Source organism: Myxococcus xanthus, assembly GCF_013116825.1.
In the GTDB taxonomy this organism is placed as follows: domain Bacteria; phylum Myxococcota; class Myxococcia; order Myxococcales; family Myxococcaceae; genus Myxococcus; species Myxococcus xanthus_B.
The window spans coordinates 28010-47294 of record NZ_JABFNS010000020.1; the positions used below are offsets into that span (position 1 = coordinate 28010).

Here is a 19285-nt window from a genome sequence, read left to right on the forward strand (position 1 = left end):
CCCGGACGGTGCCCGGTGACAACGCCCATGGCGCGGGCGCCATTCTTCCGGCCGTGTCGCAGGGCGTGTCAGCCAGTCGTTGCCCGCCTGCAGGGTTCCTGCTGTGCTGCGCGCCGCCCGCCCCCCGGCGGGTGGGACACGGACAGCCGGCCGGACGCCGGGCGGGCAAGGAGAGGGTGGGGATGAGGCTGGTGCTGGATGCCATGGGCGGCGATCACGCGCCCGCCGCCCCCGTGGAAGGTGGGGTGCTCTTCGCGCGGGCCCACCCCGGCCATGAGGTGCTCCTGGTGGGGGACGAGGCGAAGATGGCGCCCTTGCTGGGCAAGCTGCGGCCTCCGTCCAACCTCCAGGTCCACCACGCCTCTGAAGTCGTGGAGATGGACGAGCACGCCTCGACCGCCTTCCGCCGCAAGCGGGACTCCTCCCTCCGCGTGGGCTTCGAGCTGGTGCGGGATGGCCGGGCGGAGGCGCTCGTCTCGGCGGGCAACTCCGGCGCCGTCATGGCCGGGGGCCTGCTCACGTTGGGGCGGCTGCCGGGCGTGGAGCGTCCCGCCATCGCCGCGCTCTTCCCCGCGCTGAAGGGCGGCGGCCGGTGCCTGCTCCTGGATGCGGGCGCCAACGTGGACTGCAAGCCGTCGCACCTGGCCCAATTCGCCGTCATGGGGGAGGCCTACGTGCGCGCGCGCATGGGCGTGGCCCGGCCCCGGGTGGCCGTGCTCTCCAATGGAGAGGAGTCCTCCAAGGGGACGCCGCTCACCCGGGAGGCCAGTGGGCTGCTGCGGCGCTCGGATCTGGACTTCGTGGGTTACGTGGAGGGTAAGGACCTCTTCTCCGGCGAGGTGCAGGTGGTGGTGACGGACGGGTTCACCGGAAACGTCGTCCTGAAGACATCCGAGGGCGTGGGCATGGGCGTCATTGGCATGCTGCGTCAGGCCATCGAGCGGCGCGGCGGGTTGGCGGAGAAGGTGGGGGCGATGCTGCTCCAGCCCGCCCTGGCCGGGCTGCGCCGGGTGGTGGACTACGCCGAGTACGGCGGGGCGCCCCTGCTGGGCATCCAGGGGGTGGGCATCGTCGCGCATGGGCGCTCCACGCCCCGGGCCCTCTTCAACGCGCTGGGCGCGGCGCTGGCCATGGCGGAGGGGGGCGTGCAGGCGGAGTTGACGCGTTGCATCGGGCGCGCGGCGGCGTGGCTTCCGGCCCATCCGAAGGGAAAAAGAGCGACAGACGCGGGCGTTTCCGATTAGAGCCTTCGCCCGGAGCGTGCAGGCCGCCTCGGGCTGGTGGCGGGGCGCCTCGCGGAAATCGCTGGCCCAACCTGGTCAGGTACGGCAACAGGGCGTCCAGCTTGCGGCCCCGGCCGCTGAAGAGGAGGCAGAGTCCGCATGTCGAAGGTCGCGTTCGTGTTCCCCGGGCAAGGCAGCCAGGCCGTGGGGATGGGCAAGGACCTGTATGAGAAGTTCCCGGAGGCCCGGGCCGTGTTCGACGCGGTCGACGCCGCCCTGGGGGAGAAGCTCTCCGCCCTCTGCTTCGAGGGTCCGGACGAGGCGCTGAAGCTCACGGCCAACACCCAGCCGGCCATCCTCACGGTGTCGCTGGCGGCGCACGCGGTGTTCGCGAAGCGGGGTCCGGCGCCGTCCTTCGTGGCGGGGCACTCGCTGGGCGAGTACTCGGCGCTGGTGGCGGCGGGCGCCATGGACCTGGGCGACGCGGTCCGGGCGGTGCGCGCGCGCGGCACCTTCATGCAGGAGGCGGTGCCCGCGGGCGTGGGCGCCATGGCCGCGGTGCTGGGGCTGGTTCCGGAGAAGGTGAAGGCGGCCTGTGACGCGGCGGCCGAGGGGCAGGTGGTGTCGCCGGCGAACTACAACTCGCCCGAGCAGACGGTCATCGCCGGTGACGCGGCGGCCGTGGAGCGCGCCGGGGTGAAGTGCAAGGAGGCCGGCGCCAAGCGCGTGATGCCCCTGCCGGTGTCCGCCCCCTTCCACTGCGCGCTGATGGCGCCGGTGCAGCCTCGGCTGGCGGAGGTGCTGGGCCGCATCCAGGTGTCCGCGCCGTCCGTGCCGGTGGTGACCAACGTGGAGGCCCGTCCCAACGCGGATGCGTCCCGCGTGGTGCCGCTGCTCCTGGAGCAGGTGAGCTCGCCGGTGCGCTGGATTGAGTGCGTGGAGGCGCTGAAGGCCGAAGGCGTCACCCGCATCATCGAGCTGGGGCCGGGCAAGGTGCTGGTGGGCCTGGTCAAGCGCATCACCAAGGACATCGAGCTGTTCAACGTCGAGGACTCCGCGAGCCTGGACAAGGCGCTCGCGGCACTGGGGGTGGCACCATGAGCGGCTTCAAGGACAAGGTCGTGCTCGTGACGGGTGGCTCGCGTGGCATCGGCCGGGCGTGCGCGGTGGCCTTCGCCAAGGCGGGGGCCTCCACCGTGGTCATCAGCTATGCGGGCAACGAGGCGGCGGCCCAGGAGACGGTGGCCCTGCTCCAGGCGGAGGGCGCCAAGGCGGAGGCCATCCGCTTCGACGTGTCCGACAGCGCCGCCTGCGCCAGCGCCGTGGACGGCATCGTCAAGGGCCACGGCCGGCTGGACGTGCTCGTCAACAACGCGGGCGTCGCGGTGGACGGCCTGGTGATGCGGGTGAAGGACGAGGACTGGGACAAGCAGTTGGACACCAACCTCAAGGGCGCCTTCTCGCTCATCCGCGCCGTCAGCCGGCCCATGATGAAGCAGAAGGGCGGCGCCATCATCAACATCACCTCCGTGGTGGGGGAGATGGGCAACGGCGGTCAGGCGGCCTACTCGGCGTCCAAGGCGGGGCTCATCGGCCTGACCAAGTCCGTGGCGCGCGAGCTGTCCAGCCGCAACATCCGCGTCAACGCCGTGTCCCCCGGCTTCATCGGGACGGACATGACGCATCAGATTAATGACGAGATGCGCCAGAAGATGCTGGAGGGCATCCCCCTGGGGCGGCTGGGCAATCCGGAGGAGGTCGCCGGTGCCGTGCTCTTCCTGGCGGGGGACGCCGCGTCCTACATCACCGGCGAGGTCCTGAAGGTCAACGGCGGAATGTACATGTAACCCACGGTTGGATTGCCGCCGGGCGTGGGATATACCGCGCCCGCTTTCGACATGGTCCGGGAAGCCAGCCGGGCCACATCTGGTTCCTGGAGGGTTCTACACTTATGTCGACGTCAACCATTGAGGCCAAGGTCAAGTCCATCATCGCCGACCAGCTCGGTGTCGGAGAGGATGAGATCAAGCCGGAGTCCTCCTTCATCGAGGATCTGGGCGCGGACAGCCTCGACATCGTGGAGCTCGTCATGGCGATGGAAGAGGAGTTCGAGGTCGAGATTCCCGACGAAGAGGCGGAGAACATCAAGACCGTCAACGACGCCGTCAGCTACATCAACACCCACAAGAAGTAGGCAGCACCACGGCGTGCCGGGGTGCGGGGCGGCGCCGCGTGATGCGCGGCGTCCCCGGTGTCCCAGGCGCCACCGGAGAGGACCGTGTCACAACGTCGAGTCGTCGTCACCGGAACCGGGCTTGTTTCGGCTCTGGGAACCGGAACCGAGAAGAACTGGCAGGCGTTGATCGCCGGCAAGTCGGGTATTGCCCAGGTCACGCGCTTTGACGTTGGCAAAATCGACACGCGCATCGCGGGCGAGGTGAAGGACTTCGAGCCCGAGGCGTTCATCGAAAAGCGCGAAGTGCGCCGGATGGACTTGTATGCGCAGTTCGCGTTGGCCGCCGCGCAGATGGCCGTGACGGAGTCGGGCATTCCCATTGGCCCGGATGCGCCGCACGGCTACATCCCGGAGAAGGTCGGCGTCATCGTCGGCTCGGGCATCGGCGGTATCTCTTCGCTGGAAGAGCAGCACCGCAAGGGGTTGGAGAAGGGGTTCGACCGGTTGTCGCCCTTCTTCATCATCCAGATGATCATCAACATGGCGCCGGGCCTCATCTCCATGCGGTACAACTGCAAGGGGCCGAACTGGGCGCCGGTGTCCGCGTGTGCCACCAGTGCCCACGCTATTGGTGAGGCCTGGAAGTCCATCCGCCTGGGTGAGACGGACGCGGTCATCGCCGGCGGCGCCGAGGCGGCCATCACCCCGCTGGGGCTGGGTGGCTTCTCGGTGATGAAGGCGCTGTCCACGCGCAATGATGATCCGGCCGGGGCCAGCCGTCCCTTCGACAAGGACCGTGACGGCTTCGTCATGGGCGAGGGCGCGGGCATCCTGGTGCTGGAGGAGATGGAGGCCGCGAAGAAGCGCGGCGCCAACATCCTGGCGGAGGTGGTGGGGTACGGCGCCAACTCGGACGCGTACCACGTCACCCAGCCGGCGCCGGAAGGCGAGGGCGCGGCGCGCTGCATGCGGCTGGCGCTCCAGTCCGCGGGGATGAACCCGGAGGACGTGGGCTACATCAACGCTCACGGCACCTCGACGCCGTTCAACGACGCGAACGAGACCAAGGCCATCAAGACGGTGTTCGGCGACCACGCGCGGAAGATCGCCGTGTCGTCGACCAAGTCGATGACGGGCCACATGCTCGGCGCGGCGGGCGGCTTCGAGGGCGTGGTCAGCGCGCTGGCGCTGGCGCGCAACATCCTGCCGCCCACCATCAACCAGACGACGCCTGATCCGGACTGCGACCTGGACTACGTACCCAACCAGGCGCGTGAGGTCCGGGTGGACGCGGTGATGAGCAACTCGTTTGGCTTCGGCGGCACCAACGCCGTGCTGGTGTTCAAGCGCTTCTAGCCGTCTCAGGAGAAAACCGCGTGAAAGTCATCCTCGCTTCAGACCACGCGGGACTGGAGCTCCGGCAGGAGCTGGTGGCCGCGCTCACCGCGCGGGGCGTGGCCCACGAAGACGTGGGTCCCGTCACGCGGGACTCGGTGGACTATCCGGACTTCGCCGCGCGGGTGTCCCGCGCCGTGGCGTCCGGGGAGGCCACCCTGGGCGTGCTGGTGTGTGGCACCGGCATTGGCATGAGCATCGTCGCCAACAAGCACAAGGGCATCCGGGCGGCCCTGTGCACCACGGAGTTCGAGGCCCGGATGGCCCGGGCCCACAATGACGCCAACGTGCTGTGCCTGGGCCAGCGCGTGGTGGGGGCCGGCGTGGGCCGCGCCATCCTGGAGGCGTTCCTCAGCACTGCTTTCGAAGGCGGCCGCCACGAGCGGCGCGTCCAGATGATTCGCGAGGCCGAGTCCCAGGGCTAACGGCCCCGCCGTACCCGTCGTTCGAGGGAGTCCGCCATGGAGAACATCCGTACGCTGGCCGAAGTGGACCCGGAGATTGCACGCGTCCTCCGCGAGGAGACCCAGCGCCAGGAGGAAGGGCTGGAGCTCATCGCTTCGGAGAACTTCGTCTCTCCGGCGGTGATGGAGGCGGTGGGCTCGGTGCTCACCAACAAGTACGCGGAAGGCTACGCCGGCAAGCGCTACTACGGCGGCTGCGAGGTGGTGGACGTGGCGGAGAACCTGGCCATCGCCCGCGCCAAGGACCTGTTCGGCGCGGACGCGGTCAACGTGCAGGCGCACTCCGGCAGCCAGGCCAACATGGGCGCCTTCATGGCGCTGATGAAGCCGGGCGACACCATGCTGTCGCTGGACCTCAACTCCGGCGGCCACCTCACCCACGGCGCCACGTTCAACTTCTCCGGCAAGCTCTACAAGGTCGTCCACTACGGCCTGACGCGTGACACGGAGACCATCGACTTCGCGCAGGTGGAGTCGCTGGCCAAGGAGCACAAGCCGAAGGTCATCGTCGTGGGCGCCAGTGCGTACCCGCGCACGCTGGACTTCGCGAAGTTCCGTGAGATCGCCGACGCGGTGGGCGCGGCGATGCTGGTGGACATGGCGCACATCGCCGGCCTGGTGGCCGCGGGCGTGCACCCCTCGCCGGTGCCGGTGGCGGACATCGTCACCAGCACCACGCACAAGACGCTGCGCGGTCCGCGTGGCGGCCTGGTGCTGAGCCGCGAGCCCTACGCCAAGGCCATCAACAGCCAGATCTTCCCCGGCATCCAGGGCGGCCCGCTGATGCATGTCATCGCCGGCAAGGCGGTGGCCTTCAAGGAGGCGCTGTCGCCGGAGTTCAAGGCGTACCAGCGGCAGATTGTCGCCAACGCGAAGGCGCTGGCGGAGGCGCTCCAGCGCGCGGGCCTGCGACTGACGTCCGGTGGCACGGACAACCACCTGATGCTGGTGGACCTGCGCCCCAAGAAGCTCACGGGCAAGGTGGCCGAAGCGGTGCTGGACAAGGCCGGCATCACCGTGAACAAGAACATGATTCCGTTCGACCCGGAGAAGCCGATGACCACGTCCGGCATCCGGGTGGGCACGCCGGCCATCACCACGCGCGGCATGCGCGAGGCGGAGATGGCGGCGGTGGGGCGGCTCATCGGCGAGGCGTTGGACGCCGCGCAGGACGACGCCGCGCTGGCCCGCATCAAGGGGCAGGTGAAGGAGCTTTCGCAGGGGTTCCCGCTCTACGCCTCGCGGTTGAAGTAGATTCGCGGGCTGTACCCTTCCATGCGCTGCCCCTTCTGTCAGGACGCCGAGAACAAGGTCATCGACTCCCGTGAGTCGCACGAGGGCTCCGTCATCCGGCGGCGCCGCGAGTGCCTGACCTGCAAGCGCCGCTTCACCACGTATGAGCGGGTGGAGGAGCTCTACCCGCTCATCGTGAAGAAGGATGGGCGGCGCGAGGCGTTCGACCGGGAGAAGATCGTCAACGGGCTGAAGAAGGCGTGTGAGAAGCGGCCCGTGTCCGCGGATCAGCTCGAGGAGACGGTGGTCGCCATCGAGCGGCAGCTGCAGGGCATGGGCGAGAGGGAAGTGCCCTCGTCCGTCATCGGCGAGGAGATCATGCGCCGGCTGCGGCAACTGGACGAGGTGGCCTATGTCCGCTTCGCGTCCGTGTACCGCAGCTTCCGCGACATCGCGGAGTTCATGGACGAGCTGAAGGCCCTGCGCGAGGCGGAGGCGCGCGAGCAGCGCCAGTCGCCTCCCTCGGCACCGGTGGACAAGGGCGGTTAGAGAAAGCACATGCGGCTGTTGACACGGGCAAGGTTGGAAGCGACACGGGCGCCCCGGGCGAAGCGAGCAGCGGACTTCGACCGGGCGGTGGCTGAGTTCTTCATGCGCATCGCGCTGGAGGAAGCCGCCAAGGGCCTGGGCCGCACCAGCCCGAACCCCGTCGTGGGCGCGGTGCTGGTGAAGGGCGGGCGCATCATCGCCCGCGGCTACCACAAGAAGGCGGGCAGCGCGCACGCGGAAGTCGTCGCGCTGGAGGCCGCCGGTGCGCGCGCGAAGGGCGCGGACCTCTACACCACGCTGGAGCCGTGTGACCACTACGGGCGTACCCCGCCGTGCAGCATGGCCATCATCGAGGCGGGCGTCCGGCGCGTCATCTGCGCGTCGGCGGACCCCAACCCGAAGGTGAGTGGCAAGGGCGTGGCGCGGATGCGGCGCGCCGGCCTCAAGGTCCTCACGGGCGTGCTCGCGGAGGATGCGGACCGCCTCAACCGGCCCTTCTTCAAGATGATCCGCACGGGCCTGCCCTGGGTGACGCTCAAGGCAGCGGTGACGCTGGACGGGAAGCTGGCCACCGCGACCGGTGACTCGCGCTGGGTGACGGGGGCGCCGGCGCGCGCCTGGGTCCACCGCCTGCGGGACTCGGTGGACGTCATCCTGGTGGGCGCCAACACCGTCCGGAAGGACGACCCGAAGTTGACCACGCGGCTGCCCGGAGGCGGTGGGAAGGACCCGCTGCGCGTGGTGGTGGACAGCCACCTGCGCCTATCGCCGGGCTACACCATCTTCACGCAGCGCAGCCCCGCGCGCACCGTGGTGGCCACGCTGGAGGACCCGGAGGGCCGCAAGGCGCGGCGCTTCCTGGCCCAGGGCGTGGACGTCTGGCAGCTCCGCGAGAAGGCGGGACAGGTGGACCTCAAGGCCCTGCTGCGGCGGCTGGCGAAGGGTGGCCAAAACCACGTCATGGTGGAGGGGGGCGCGGAGATGTACGGCTCCTTCCTGCGAGGGCACCTGGCGGATTCGCTGGCGCTGTTCCTGGCGCCCAAGCTGATTGGCAGCCCGGGCCTGTCGTGGGCCGGCGACCTGGGGGTGAAGGAGATGGCCCAGGCCCTGGCGGTGAAGGACCTCGCCTTCGAACGCCACGGCGACGACATCCTGCTCCAGGCGCTGTTGTAGGACACGAGCGGCCGTGGGCGCGGGCGGGGCCGGTCCGTTATAAGCGGCCCCATGTTTACCGGCCTCATTCAGGACCTTGGCAGGGTGGAGCGCGTCATTCCCGGCGGGATGACCGACCTGTGGATTCACACCTCGCTGGGCGCGGCGGCCTTCGAGCTGGGCGAGTCGATCGCCGTCAACGGGGCCTGCCTCACGGTGGTGGAGCGCACCGGCGACAGCTTCCGCGTGCAGGCCGCGCCGGAGACGCTGCGCCGGACGACGCTGGGCTCCGTGAAGCCTGGAGACCGGGTGAACCTGGAGCGGGCCCTGGCGCTGGGGGACCGGCTGGGCGGGCACCTGGTCTCAGGCCATGTGGACGCCGTCAGCGAGGTGCTGGAGACGTACCAGGAGGGTGGCTCCTGGGTGATGGGGTTCCGGCTGCCGGAGGAACTGGCGCCGTACTTCATCGAAAAGGGCTCGGTGGCCATCGACGGCATCAGCCTCACCGTCAACACGCTGGAGGCGGACCGGTTCCGGGTGCAGCTCATCCCGGAGACGCAGGAGCGCACCACCTTGAAGGCGCGGGGCGTGGGGGCGAAGGTGAACCTGGAGGCGGACCAGATAGGGAAGTACGTGGCGCGGCTGTTCGCGCTCCAGCGGGGCCAGGGGGCTCCCGGGGGTGGTGGCGGGCTGACGGCGGCGGCCATCGCGGCTGCGGGGTTCGGCACGCCGTAGCAGGCGACGCCGGGCCCCGGGGTGGTGTAGGAAGCGCGGCATGCCTCGCTACTTCGACGGTGACTTTCTACCCCCCAAGGGCCGCTTCGCCATCTGCGTGGCCCGCTTCAACGGCTTCATCACCGAGGAGCTGGCCAAGGGCGCCGTGGACACGCTGGTGCGCCACGGCGTGGCCGACGCGGACATCGACGTGTACCGGTGCCCCGGAACCTATGAGCTGCCCGGTCTGGTCCGGCGCGTGACCGAGACGCGGCAGTACGTGGGCGTCATCACCCTGGGCGCCGTCATCCGGGGCGGGACGCCGCACTTCGACTACGTGGCCGGCGAGTGCGCCAAGGGCATTGGCGCGGTGGCCTTCGAGGCCGCGGCGGCCACCCCGGCCACGACGGTGACTTTTGGCGTGCTGACGACGGACACGGTGGAGCAGGCCATCGACCGGGCGGGCGTGAAGGCAGGGAACAAGGGAGCGGAGGCCACACTGGCCTGCATCGAGATGGTCAATCTGTACGCGAAGATGTCGGCGACGGACGGAAGGAAGGCGTAGGCCATGGGCGCGCGAAGAACGGGACGTGAGCGTGCGCTGCAGGCGCTCTACCAGTTGGAGATGGCCACCGCGACGACGGCGGAGGCGCTGGAGTCGGCCTGGTCGGCCGCCGAGGAGAGCAACAAGCGGGACCCGGACGCGGTGAAGTTCGCCCGGGAGCTGGTGGAAGGCGTGCAGTCCCACCGGGACGAAATCGACCAGCTCATCGAGCGCCACAGCCACAACTGGCGCCTGGACCGCATGTCGCGCATCGACCGGAACGTGCTGCGCCTGGGCATCTTCGAGCTGAAGTACCGCCCGGACATCCCCCGCAAGGTGTCCATCAACGAGGCGGTGGAGCTGGGCAAGAACTTCGGCAATGAAGAATCGAGCGCGTTCGTCAACGGGCTCCTGGACCGCGTCGCGGTCGCCTTGAACAAGCCGTGAGCCGCTGACGCCAGCCGCGAGGGACGCGCCGTGAGCCAGACGACGACGCACGACATCGGATTGGAGGGCCTGGACACGCTCGGCGGGGTGGACGCGCTCTGCCTCTTCATCGCCGAGGATGACCGGCCCCTGCCGTCCTCCGCGGGCTTCGTGGACTGGCGGCTGTGTGGCTCGCTCTCGCGGGTGCTCAAGGCCGGCTTCTTCACGGGCGCGAAGGATGACTGGCTGCTGCTGCCCTCGGACGGGAAGCTGGCGGTGCCCCGCATCTTCGTCGTGGGGCTGGGCGCGCGTCAGCGACTGGACGCGGGCGCGTTGAACGACGCGATGGCTGAGGCGGGACGGGTGCTGTCCAAGGCCCGGGTGGAGTCCGTGGCGCTGGAAGTTCCCGCCGGTGGCCAGGTGGAGGACGCCGCGCGGGCAGCGGCTTTCCAGAAGGGCTTCCTGCCCGCGTTCAAGGGCGAACGGGTGGCCGTCCTGGCGGACAAGGGACTCGTCAAGTCGCTGCCTGCACGCAAGGGCTGACGCTCGGCGGGCGGGCGGGCCTTCTGCTAGCATGCCTCGCCCGGGGCGAGCGCACATGCGTGTCAAGGTGTTGATTGTCGAGGACTCGAAAGCATCGCGCGAGTACATCGCCGCGATGGTCGAGGCCGTGGAGGGCATCGAGGTGGTGGTGACCTCGAGCGGCTTCGAGGCCCTGAAGCTGCTGCCGCGTCACCGCTTCGAGCTCATCATCACCGACATCAACATGCCGGACATCAACGGGCTGGAGCTCATCAACTTCGTCAAGAAGAACCCCAACTACCGCGAAGTGCCGCTCTTCATCATCACCACGGAGGGGCGCGATCAGGACCGCGAGCGCGGGCTCGCGCTGGGCGCCGCGGAGTATCTGGTCAAGCCCTTCCTCCCCGGGAGCCTCGAAGCGCTCCTGCGGCGCTACCTGAAGCTGCCGTGAGTCCGGGAAGCAAGGCGCTGGCCGAGTTCGTGGCCGAGGCGACGGAGATTCTCGACGCCCTGGCCAGGGACCTGCTCGTGCTCGACGAGCGCCGGGGCTCCGAGGCGGACCCGGACCTGGTCAACGGCATCTTCCGCGCGGCGCATTCGCTCAAGGGGTTGTCCGGGCTGTTCGGCCAGGAGCGCATCTCCCGGCTGGCGCATGGGACGGAGGACCTGCTCGACAGGCTTCGTCTGGGGAAGCTGCTGCTGGACGGCGCGGTCCTGGATTCGCTGATTGAAGCGCTGGATGCGTTCCAGGCGCTGCTGGGCGAGGCCGCTCGCGGCACGGAGAGCGAAACCCTGTCCGCCCGCGTGGAGGCGATGTCCGCGCGGATGGCGTCGATGGGCGCTCCCGTGGAGGTTGCCGCGGACGACCCGCTGGACCGGTTGGAGCTGGAGGCGCAGGTCCGCTCCGTCTTCACGGAGTACGAGGAACACCGGCTGCGGGAGAACGTGCGCCGGGGTGTGTCGCTGTGGCGCGTGCGGGCCGCCTTTGATTTGTCCGACTTCGACAAGGGACTGGCGGAGCTCAACACGAGGCTCAAGCCGCTGGGCGAGGTCATCAGCACGTTGCCGTCCGCGCAGCCGGGTGGCGCGCATGGCATCGCGTTCGACCTGATTTTCGGTGCGCAGGTCGACCGTGAGGCCCTGGAGACGGGACTGAAGGGGACGCCCGCGGAGCTGTCCGCGCTGACGGTGCGCCCGGCCGCGGCGGCGGCGACGAGCGCGCTGCTCCAGGCCGTGCAACCCGCCGCGACGATTCACGCGTCCGCGGGAGCGAAGTCGGAGACGCGGCCTGGAGACGCGCCGACGCACGATGGGGCCGCAGGCGCTGCTCAGGACGCAGTGTCAGGGGGCGTCGCGGCACCTGATGTGCCCGTCCGCGTGACGGGGGCTGCCCCAGAGGCGCCGCGGAGGGGCGCGACGCCCGCGCGCGGCTCCCGAGGCGCCGCAAGCCGAGGCACGTCCGAGGACGCCAAGGCTTCGCCCGCGGCCGGGCATTCGACGTCGCCCAAGAGCGGCGGCAAGAAGAAGGCTGTGCGCGCGACGGCCGCCGCGATGCTTCCCGAGGCGCAGCAGCCGCTCCTTTCGCACGTACCGGAAGACATGGAGCCCGGGCCCCTGGAGTGGCCCACGTCGGACGCCGACGTGCCCGCCAATGCCGGCGGCTCGCCTTCACCGGCTCCCGCGCCCGCACCCTCCAGCGTGCCCGTCGTCGCCTACCTCCAGGGCGCCGCCAAGGCCTCACCCAAGGGGCTCTCGGTGGCCCCGATGGCGCCGTCCGGCGCCCCCGTGGGCACCCCTGCGGCGCTGACGGCGGACACGTCGCTGCGCTCCCTGACGCAGACCGTGCGGGTGGACATCGGTCGCCTGGATGGCCTCATCAACATGGTGGGCGAGCTGCTGCTCATCAAGGCCAACCTCCAGCGGCTCGCGGAGTCCGCGAGGCAGGACGGCGCGGTGGCGCTCTCCAAGCTGTTCGGCCAGGAGCTGGCGCGCGAAACGCGAGGCCTGGAGCGCAAGCTGGAAGCCCTCCAGGAAGGCCTCCTGGAAGCGCGGATGGTCCCCGTCGGCCAGGTGTTCGACAAGCTGGCGCGGCTGGTGCGCCGCATCACCCGCGAGGCGGGCAAGGAAATCGAGCTCGCCATCAGCGGCGGCGAGGTGGAGCTGGACAAGCTCATCGTGGAGGAGCTCAGCGACCCGCTGATGCACCTCATCCGCAACGCCATCGACCACGGCGTCGAATCCCCCGACGCCCGTCTGGCCGCGGGCAAACCCCGGCGCGCGGTGGTGGGCCTGCGCGCCGAGCAGAAGGGCAACCACGTCGTCATCGAGGTGAGTGACGACGGCTCCGGCATCGACGAGGTGCGCGTGCGCGAGGTGGCCATCACGCGCGGCCTCATCACCTTCGCGCAGGCCCAGGAGATGAGCCGGAGGGAGCTGCTCAACCTCATCTTCCAGCCCGGCTTCTCCACCGCCCGCAGCGTGTCCGAGCTCTCCGGCCGGGGCGTCGGCCTGGACGTGGTGAAGAACAACCTGGGCAACCTGTCGGGCATCATCGACGTGTGGAGCGAGCGCGGAAAGGGCACCGCCTTTCACCTCACGCTCCCCGTCACGCTGGCCATCATTCGCGCGCTGTTGGTGGGCGTCAGCGGCCGCACCTACGCGGTGCCGCTCAACAGCGTGCTGGAGATCGTCTCCGTCCAGCCCAGGGAAATCCGCACCGTGGAGCGGCGCGAGGTCCTGGACCTGCGCGGACAGACGTTGCCCTTCGTGCGGCTGTCTCGCATGTTCGCCCTGCCGGAGCGCCCGGTGGGCCGCCACTTCGTGGTGGTGGTGGGCCTGGCCCAGGAGCGCCTGGGCATCGCCGTGGACGAACTGCACGGCCAGCAGGACATCGTCACCAAGCCCTTGGGGGGCCGGCTCCAGTCCGTCCGGGGCATCTCCGGCGCCACCGACCTGGGCAACCGGCGCACCGTCCTGGTGCTGGACGTGGCGGCGCTCCTGGAAGAGGGCATGGCCGTGGAGCGGCGTCGCGCCTGACCCTCGCTGCGGACGGGCGCGCTGGCTGCTATCCTGCGTCACCGTGTCCCGGTTCTCGGAACTGCTCGACGACTTCTTCTACCGTCCTGACGAGGACGTCTCCGGGCTCCAGGATTTCGCGGCGGGCAGCGACGGCGGATTGCCCGCCGCCCCCGAGGAGGTGCCCGAGGAGTACCTGGCCTTCCACCTGGAAGGGGAGTGCTACGCGGTCCCCATCCGAGGGGTGCGTGAAATCTCCAAGGTTCCGCCGCTGACGGAGATTCCCCGCGCCGAGCCTCAGCTCCTGGGGGTGATGAACCTGCGCGGCGAACTGCTGCCCGTGTACGACGTCAAGGTGCGGCTGCGGCTGGCGGAGCGGGCGCCCCTGGTCGCCGGGCCCGACGCGCCGGCTCCTCCCCGGAGTGCGCGCATCCTCGTGCTGCGCACGGAGACGGGGCCCGCGGGGGTGTGGGTGGATGGCGTGGTGGGCGTGGTGAAGCTCAAGCCGTCCATGCTGGAGGCACCGCCACCGGGGATGCGCGTGGGTGACAGGGATTGCGTGGTGGGCATGGGCCGGCGTGGCCCCATGCTCTACATCCTCTTGGACGCGGAACAGGCGCTCGCCCCATGAAGGACTCCGTCAACCTGCTGTCGCGGCGTCCCCACGCGGTCACGGATGAAGTGTCCTCGGCCGCGGACACGGTGGTGCAGCTCTGTGCCTTCTTCATCGGCGCGGAGGAGTACGTGCTGGACATCATGCGGGTGGAGGAAATCCTCCCGCTCCAGCGCATCACCCCCATCCCTCATGCCCCGGCGTTCGTGGAGGGTGTGCTCCACCTGCGCGGCCTCATCCTGCCGGTGGTGGACCTGCGGTGCCGGCTCCTGGGCGCGCCGGGGCCGGAGACGCCGAAGACGCGGCTGCTGGTGTGCAAGCTGGGCACGCGGCGCGTGGCGGTGAAGGTGGACCGGGTGGCGGAGGTGCTGCGCGTGCGGCGCGGCGACATCAAGCCCGCGCCCGCGCTGAGGGTGGCGGGACACACGCCCTTTGTCGTCGGTGTCTGTGGACCACCGGACCGGCTCCGGCTGCTGCTGGACCTCAAGGCCTTGCTGCGCGTGGAGCTGGAGCGCGAGTCATCAAGGAACACGACGTAGGCGCACACATGGGGGATTGAGATGGGCCATCAAGGACTGGAGCAGCACCGCAGAATCCTCGGCATCCTCTTCATCGTCATCAACGGGCTGTCGGTGCTCATCGCCGTGGGAGTGATGCTGTCCTTCGGGGTGATGGGCGGGATGTTGCCAAGCGCGAAGCCCGAGGAACGGGCGCTGATTGTTGCCGTGGGCATGGGCGCGGGCGGGTGTCTGGCGCTGCTGGGGTTGCCGGGTGTCATCACCGGCTTCGGGTTGCTGAACCGCAAAGCGTGGTCGAGGACGCTGACGCTGGTGCTGGGCATCCTCGCCATTCCCAATGTTCCCCTGGGCACGGCCCTGGGGGCCTACGCCCTCTGGTTCTACCTCCAGCCAGGCTCTGACCAGGTCTTCGACACGTGAGCTCCCACTCCGAGCCCCCGGTCGAGGAAGAGGCGCGCTACCTCGCACTCCAGTCGCTGGACCCATGCGCCGCGGGCGTTCTGGAGATTCTCGTCGTCGGCTTGCATGACGAGAGCTGGCGCGTGCGCCACGTCGCGGCGGAGGCCCTCAAGCGGATGCCCGCCTCGAGCGAGCTCGCGGCGCGGCTCATCTCCGTGCTGGGGGAGCGAGGGGAGACGGGGGCTCGGAACGCGGCGGCGGAGGTGCTCGCGGGGTTGGGCAGTGCCGCGCTGGGCCCGTTGGTGGACCTGCTGGCCCATCCGGACCCGGACCAGCGCAAGTTCGCCGCGGACATCCTTGGGCAGTTGGGGCAGCGCGAGGCGGAGGGCCCCCTGGTGCGTTCGCTCTCGGACGCGGACCTCAACGTGCGTGTGTCCGCGGCGGAGGCGCTGGGACGCATCGGCGGCGCGCAAGCCGTCACCGCGCTGGAGGCGCTGCTGGCCGAGCCGGAGCCGCTGCTTCGCCTGTCCGCCCTGGAAGGACTGACGCTCCTGCGGCATGCGGCGCCCCTGCCGGTGGTGAAGGCCTTGCTGGAGGACCCTCGGCTTCAACGGAGCGCCTACCGGATGCTGGGCCTCATTCCGGATGCGGACGCGACGGTGCGCATCTGCCAGGGGCTCACGTCGGAGTTGCGCTCGGTGCGGGAGGCGGCGCTGTCCGCGCTGGGAACCCAGGCCGCGCGTGCCGCGGGGGCGCGGCGTGGGGAGCTCGAAGCGGTGGTGCGGAAGGCGCTCTTGCCCCTGCCCGGTATGACGCCACGACTGACCGAGGCGCTGGCGTCCGAGGACGTCATGGTGTGCGCGGGCACGTTGGTGGCAGTGGCCTCGCTGGGCGATGCTTCACTGGCCGTGCCCGTGGCGGAGTGTGCGCGCCAAGCGCGGCTGCTGCGCGAGGTGCTGCACACGCTGGGCAGGTTGGGGCCTGACGGCGGGCGCACCTTGCTTCATCGCCTGCCGGACCTGTCCCTGCCGGCGCGGGCCGCCGCGGCCGAAGCGCTGGTGGACCTGGTCGACGCCTCGGCGGCGGCGCCGCTGTGCGCGTTGCTGGAGTGGGTGGAGGACGAGCTTCGCGCGGTGGTGGTGCGTGCCTTGGGGCGGACAGGCGCGGCCTCGGCGGTGTCTCCGCTCGTCGCCCTGCTGGAAGAGCCATCCCTCGCGGGCGCGGCGACGCGCTCCCTGGCCGGGCTGGCGAAGTCGTGCCGGCCGGAGGTGCTGGAGGCGTTGGAGGACGCCGTGGCGCGCAGGGCCACGCCCGCGGCGGTCGCCGCCCTGGCCCGTGTGGGTGGCGTGCCGGCCCTGCCCACGTTGAAGCGGCTGGCGCGAGACGAGGACCCTCGGTGGCGCGCTGCGGCGGCGGTGGCGGCGTGCGAGCTGGAGGGCGACGTCGGCCGGGAGGTGGTGCGCGCGGCGCTCGCGGATGAGTCCGTGCCGGTGCGCATCGCGGGCACGCGGGCCCTGGCGCGACTGGGCGGACCTGACGCGGGCGCGCTCCTGTCACCCGTCCTGATGGACGAGGACCCCTCCGTGCGGGTGGCCGCGGTGGAGGCGGCGGGGGACTGCGGCGCGTTGGACCGGGTGCCAGACCTGGTGGCCCTGACGCGGGACGCGGATGGCGCGCTGGCGGTGGCCGCGGTGCGGGCCCTGGCGCGGATGGGAGCGGCGGGCCCAGGGGTGTTGAGGGAGGCCGCGGGGCACCCGGACGTGGAGGTGGTGAAGGCGGCGCTGGTGGCGGGGGCGGAGTCTTCGGCGGGGGTGACGATGGCGCTGTCCCTGCTACGTCATGCGCGCTGGGATGTCCGCGCGGCGGCGGCGCGGGTGCTGGGAGATTCGGCGGGGCCGGAGTGCCTGTCCGCCGCCCGGGAGGCGCTGGAGGCGGAGTCGGACGCCCTGGCGCAGCGAGCCCTCTCCGACGCCGTGGAGCGCCTGCTCCGGCGCTGAGAGGGCTCCATGGCACGCTTCGACGACGGACGTCCGGAGATGTCAGCGGAGGAGTTCCGTCTCCTCCGGGACCATGTCTATTCGCACTGCGGCATCCTGGTTCACGAGGACATGAAGTTCGTGATGGAGCGCCGGCTGTGGCCCCGGCTGGAGTTGCTGGGGCTGCCGGACTACGGCGCGTACCACCGCTACCTGCGCTACGACGCCAACCGGCACGCCGAACTGGAGGCGGCCGTCGAGTCCCTCACCACTCACGAGACGTACTTCTTCCGCGAGCCCACGCAGCTCAAGGCCTTCACGGACGAACTGCTCCCGGTGGTGGCGCAGCGCAACGCGCGGCTGCGGCGTCTGCGGGTGTGGTCCGCGGGGTGCTCGTCCGGGGAGGAGGCCTACACGCTGGCGATGCTCCTCAAGGACAGCCGCCGCTTCGACGACTGGGACGTGGAGGTCCTGGGCACCGACATCTCCCGGCGTGTGTTGGCCATGGCGCGGCGAGCGGAGTACGGGCCTTCCGCGCTGCGCGCCACCTCGCCGGAATTGCTGGAGCGCCACTTCGTTTCGCTGGGCAACAGCCGCGTGCGCGTCCGGGACGAAGTGCGCGCCTGGGTGTCGTTTGGCCACCACAACCTGCTGGACGAGGTGGGTAGCCAACTGGTGCCACGCATGGACGTGGTGTTCTGCCGCAACGTGCTCATCTACTTCGACCTGGCGGCACGCCGGAAGTTCCTGCGCATCGTTCGGGACCGGCTGGTGCCAGGGGGGTACCTGCTGCTGGGACACTCAGAGAACCTGCTGAACCTGGGCTCGGACTTCGAGTTCGTTCACCTGCGCGGGGACCTGGTGTACCGGAGGCCGGAGTTGGATGAAGGAGCGCGTCGATGAGCAGCAAGGGCGTCATCTCCGTACTGGTCATCGACGACTCGGCCCACAACCGGCGCACCCTCTCCACGATGTTGGAGTCGGAGCCAGACGTGCGAGTGGTGGACCGCGCCGCGGATGGCGAAGAGGGGCTGAAGAAGGTCGTGGACCTGAAGCCCGACGTGGTGACGCTGGACCTGGAGATGCCGAAGCTCGGGGGGTACACGTTCCTCCGCCTGTTGATGCGCACGGCGCCCACGCCCGTCATCGTCATCTCCAGCTATTCGCACCGCTCGGATGTCTTCAAGGCGCTGGAGTTGGGGGCGTTCGACTTCATCGCCAAGCCGCAGCACGCGACGTTCGCGGCGATGGAGGCGCTTCGGGTGGAGCTGCTGGAGAAGGTCCGGGCGGCGCGGCACGTGCGCCCTGGCTACCGGCACGCGGCGCCAGGGGCTCGCGCCATGGCGGTTGCGGGCGAGCCGCCGCTGGTGGTGGCCGTGGGCGCCTCCACGGGGGGGCCCCCCGCGGTGCAGCGGGTGCTGGAGGGACTGGCCGCGGAGCCCACGCCGTGCGTGTTGGTCTGCCAGCACATGCCGCCGCAGTTCACCCGCGCCTTCGCGGACCGGTTGGACCGCATCGGTCCCTTCTCGGTGACGGAGGCCCGTGACGGGGACCTGATACAGCCCGGGCACGTGTACATCGCTCCAGGCGGGCGGCACATGGTGGTGGCAGAGCGGGGCTCCAAGTTGGAACTGCACACGCCGCCGCCCACGCCCGTGGACAAGTACGCGCCCAGCGTGGACCGCCTCTTCGTCAGCATGGCGCAGGTGCTCGGCGCCAAGGCCCTGGGGGTGGTGCTCACGGGCATGGGCGCCGACGGCGCAGAGGGCGCGCGCGCGGTGCAGCGCGCTGGCGGCGAGGTCTGGGCGCAGTCGGAGGAGACCTCGGTGGTGTTCGGCATGCCGGGGGAGGCCATCGCCACCGGGGCGGTGAAGCGGGTGATTCCACTGGGCGACATCGGCCCGGCGCTCGCGGCCCTGGCGCGGCGGCGGCGCTGAAACTCCGGCCCCTGGCGCACGGGTGCTAACGTCCCCGGCCCATGACGCAGCAGATCCGAGCCTTGGTGGTGGATGACTCGCAGGCCATGCGGCGCAGCATCATGTACGCGTTGCAGCGCCTGTCCGGCGTGGTGTGTACCGAGGCCCAGGACGGCGCCGAGGGCTTGAAGAAGCTGACGCAGGGTCGCTTCGACCTGGTGCTCACGGACATCAACATGCCGCTGATGGACGGGCTGAAGCTCATCAGCCACATCCGGCAGGCGACCGAGCACCGGAACGTCCCCATCATCGTCGTCACCACGGAGGGGGCGGCGGCGGACCGGGAGCGCGCGATGAAGCTGGGCGCGAGCGCGTACCTGGTGAAACCCGTGCAGGCGAAGGTCGTGCTGGATACCGTTCGGGACCTGCTGAAGCTGGATTGAAGGCGAG

22 protein-coding genes are annotated in these 19285 nt (G+C 70.3%); all 22 read left to right on the plus strand.

Annotated elements, in window-relative coordinates; translation table 11 throughout:
• The first annotated feature begins 182 nt into the window (after nt 1-182).
• Nucleotides 183-1244, plus strand: a complete 1062-nt coding sequence (gene plsX / locus HNV26_RS08165; protein ID WP_171440887.1) for a phosphate acyltransferase PlsX — start codon at nt 183-185, stop codon at nt 1242-1244.
• A 138-nt stretch (nt 1245-1382) separates the two neighbouring features.
• Nucleotides 1383-2324: an ACP S-malonyltransferase gene (gene fabD / locus HNV26_RS08170; RefSeq protein ID WP_171440886.1), complete on the plus strand. Its 942-nt coding sequence runs from the start codon at nt 1383-1385 to the stop codon at nt 2322-2324.
• On the plus strand, nt 2321-3070 hold the full coding sequence (gene fabG, locus HNV26_RS08175) for a 3-oxoacyl-[acyl-carrier-protein] reductase (protein ID WP_011554757.1): 750 nt from the start codon (nt 2321-2323) through the stop codon (nt 3068-3070). Before fabD ends, fabG begins: the two co-directional genes overlap by 4 nt.
• Nucleotides 3071-3174: 104 nt before the next feature.
• Nucleotides 3175-3417 carry an acyl carrier protein gene (gene acpP / locus HNV26_RS08180; protein WP_011554756.1) on the plus strand — a complete coding sequence of 81 codons (243 nt, stop codon included), beginning with the start codon at nt 3175-3177 and terminating at the stop codon, nt 3415-3417.
• 84 nt (nt 3418-3501) lie between these two features.
• The gene (fabF, locus tag HNV26_RS08185) at nt 3502-4755 is read left to right on the plus strand and encodes a beta-ketoacyl-ACP synthase II (protein WP_171440885.1); all 1254 of its coding nucleotides are present in this window, start codon (nt 3502-3504) and stop codon (nt 4753-4755) included.
• A 20-nt stretch (nt 4756-4775) separates the two neighbouring features.
• Nucleotides 4776-5219, plus strand: a complete 444-nt coding sequence (gene rpiB, locus HNV26_RS08190; protein ID WP_090495521.1) for a ribose 5-phosphate isomerase B — start codon at nt 4776-4778, stop codon at nt 5217-5219.
• Nucleotides 5220-5255: 36 nt separating this feature from the next.
• Nucleotides 5256-6512, plus strand: coding sequence for a serine hydroxymethyltransferase (gene glyA, locus HNV26_RS08195; protein WP_171440884.1), 1257 nt, complete (start codon nt 5256-5258; stop codon nt 6510-6512).
• A 21-nt stretch (nt 6513-6533) separates the two neighbouring features.
• Nucleotides 6534-7040 (plus strand): transcriptional regulator NrdR, encoded by a 507-nt coding sequence (gene nrdR / locus HNV26_RS08200; RefSeq protein WP_171440883.1) that lies wholly within the window; start codon nt 6534-6536, stop codon nt 7038-7040.
• 9 nt (nt 7041-7049) lie between these two features.
• Nucleotides 7050-8213 carry a bifunctional diaminohydroxyphosphoribosylaminopyrimidine deaminase/5-amino-6-(5-phosphoribosylamino)uracil reductase RibD gene (gene ribD, locus HNV26_RS08205; RefSeq protein ID WP_171440882.1) on the plus strand — a complete coding sequence of 388 codons (1164 nt, stop codon included), beginning with the start codon at nt 7050-7052 and terminating at the stop codon, nt 8211-8213.
• A 51-nt stretch (nt 8214-8264) separates the two neighbouring features.
• Nucleotides 8265-8927 (plus strand): riboflavin synthase, encoded by a 663-nt coding sequence (locus HNV26_RS08210; RefSeq protein ID WP_171440881.1) that lies wholly within the window; start codon nt 8265-8267, stop codon nt 8925-8927.
• A gap of 40 nt (nt 8928-8967) precedes the next feature.
• Nucleotides 8968-9471: a 6,7-dimethyl-8-ribityllumazine synthase gene (ribH, locus tag HNV26_RS08215; protein WP_020478482.1), complete on the plus strand. Its 504-nt coding sequence runs from the start codon at nt 8968-8970 to the stop codon at nt 9469-9471.
• Between the two features lie 3 nt (nt 9472-9474).
• Complete coding sequence (gene nusB, locus HNV26_RS08220; protein ID WP_011554748.1) at nt 9475-9897, plus strand: transcription antitermination factor NusB; 423 nt, start codon at nt 9475-9477, stop codon at nt 9895-9897.
• A gap of 30 nt (nt 9898-9927) precedes the next feature.
• On the plus strand, nt 9928-10419 hold the full coding sequence (locus HNV26_RS08225) for a M17 family peptidase N-terminal domain-containing protein (RefSeq protein WP_171440880.1): 492 nt from the start codon (nt 9928-9930) through the stop codon (nt 10417-10419).
• Nucleotides 10420-10474: 55 nt separating this feature from the next.
• The gene (locus HNV26_RS08230; RefSeq protein ID WP_171440879.1) at nt 10475-10849 is read left to right on the plus strand and encodes a response regulator; all 375 of its coding nucleotides are present in this window, start codon (nt 10475-10477) and stop codon (nt 10847-10849) included.
• Nucleotides 10846-13434 (plus strand): chemotaxis protein CheW, encoded by a 2589-nt coding sequence (locus HNV26_RS08235; RefSeq protein ID WP_171440878.1) that lies wholly within the window; start codon nt 10846-10848, stop codon nt 13432-13434. The genes HNV26_RS08230 and HNV26_RS08235 overlap by 4 nt, the downstream gene beginning before the upstream one ends.
• Before the next feature lie 43 nt (nt 13435-13477).
• Nucleotides 13478-14044, plus strand: coding sequence for a chemotaxis protein CheW (locus HNV26_RS08240; RefSeq protein WP_171440877.1), 567 nt, complete (start codon nt 13478-13480; stop codon nt 14042-14044).
• Nucleotides 14041-14565, plus strand: coding sequence for a chemotaxis protein CheW (locus HNV26_RS08245; RefSeq protein ID WP_171440876.1), 525 nt, complete (start codon nt 14041-14043; stop codon nt 14563-14565). Before HNV26_RS08240 ends, HNV26_RS08245 begins: the two co-directional genes overlap by 4 nt.
• Before the next feature lie 21 nt (nt 14566-14586).
• A complete protein-coding gene (locus HNV26_RS08250; RefSeq protein ID WP_171440875.1) occupies nt 14587-14964 on the plus strand; it encodes a hypothetical protein in 378 nt (125 codons plus the stop codon).
• Nucleotides 14961-16940, plus strand: coding sequence for a HEAT repeat domain-containing protein (locus tag HNV26_RS08255; RefSeq protein WP_171440874.1), 1980 nt, complete (start codon nt 14961-14963; stop codon nt 16938-16940). The genes HNV26_RS08250 and HNV26_RS08255 overlap by 4 nt, the downstream gene beginning before the upstream one ends.
• Nucleotides 16941-16949: 9 nt before the next feature.
• The gene (locus HNV26_RS08260; RefSeq protein ID WP_171440873.1) at nt 16950-17822 is read left to right on the plus strand and encodes a CheR family methyltransferase; all 873 of its coding nucleotides are present in this window, start codon (nt 16950-16952) and stop codon (nt 17820-17822) included.
• Nucleotides 17819-18856 (plus strand): protein-glutamate methylesterase/protein-glutamine glutaminase, encoded by a 1038-nt coding sequence (locus HNV26_RS08265; RefSeq protein ID WP_171440872.1) that lies wholly within the window; start codon nt 17819-17821, stop codon nt 18854-18856. The genes HNV26_RS08260 and HNV26_RS08265 overlap by 4 nt, the downstream gene beginning before the upstream one ends.
• A gap of 41 nt (nt 18857-18897) precedes the next feature.
• Nucleotides 18898-19278: a response regulator gene (locus HNV26_RS08270; RefSeq protein WP_171440871.1), complete on the plus strand. Its 381-nt coding sequence runs from the start codon at nt 18898-18900 to the stop codon at nt 19276-19278.
• The last annotated feature ends 7 nt before the right edge of the window (nt 19279-19285 follow it).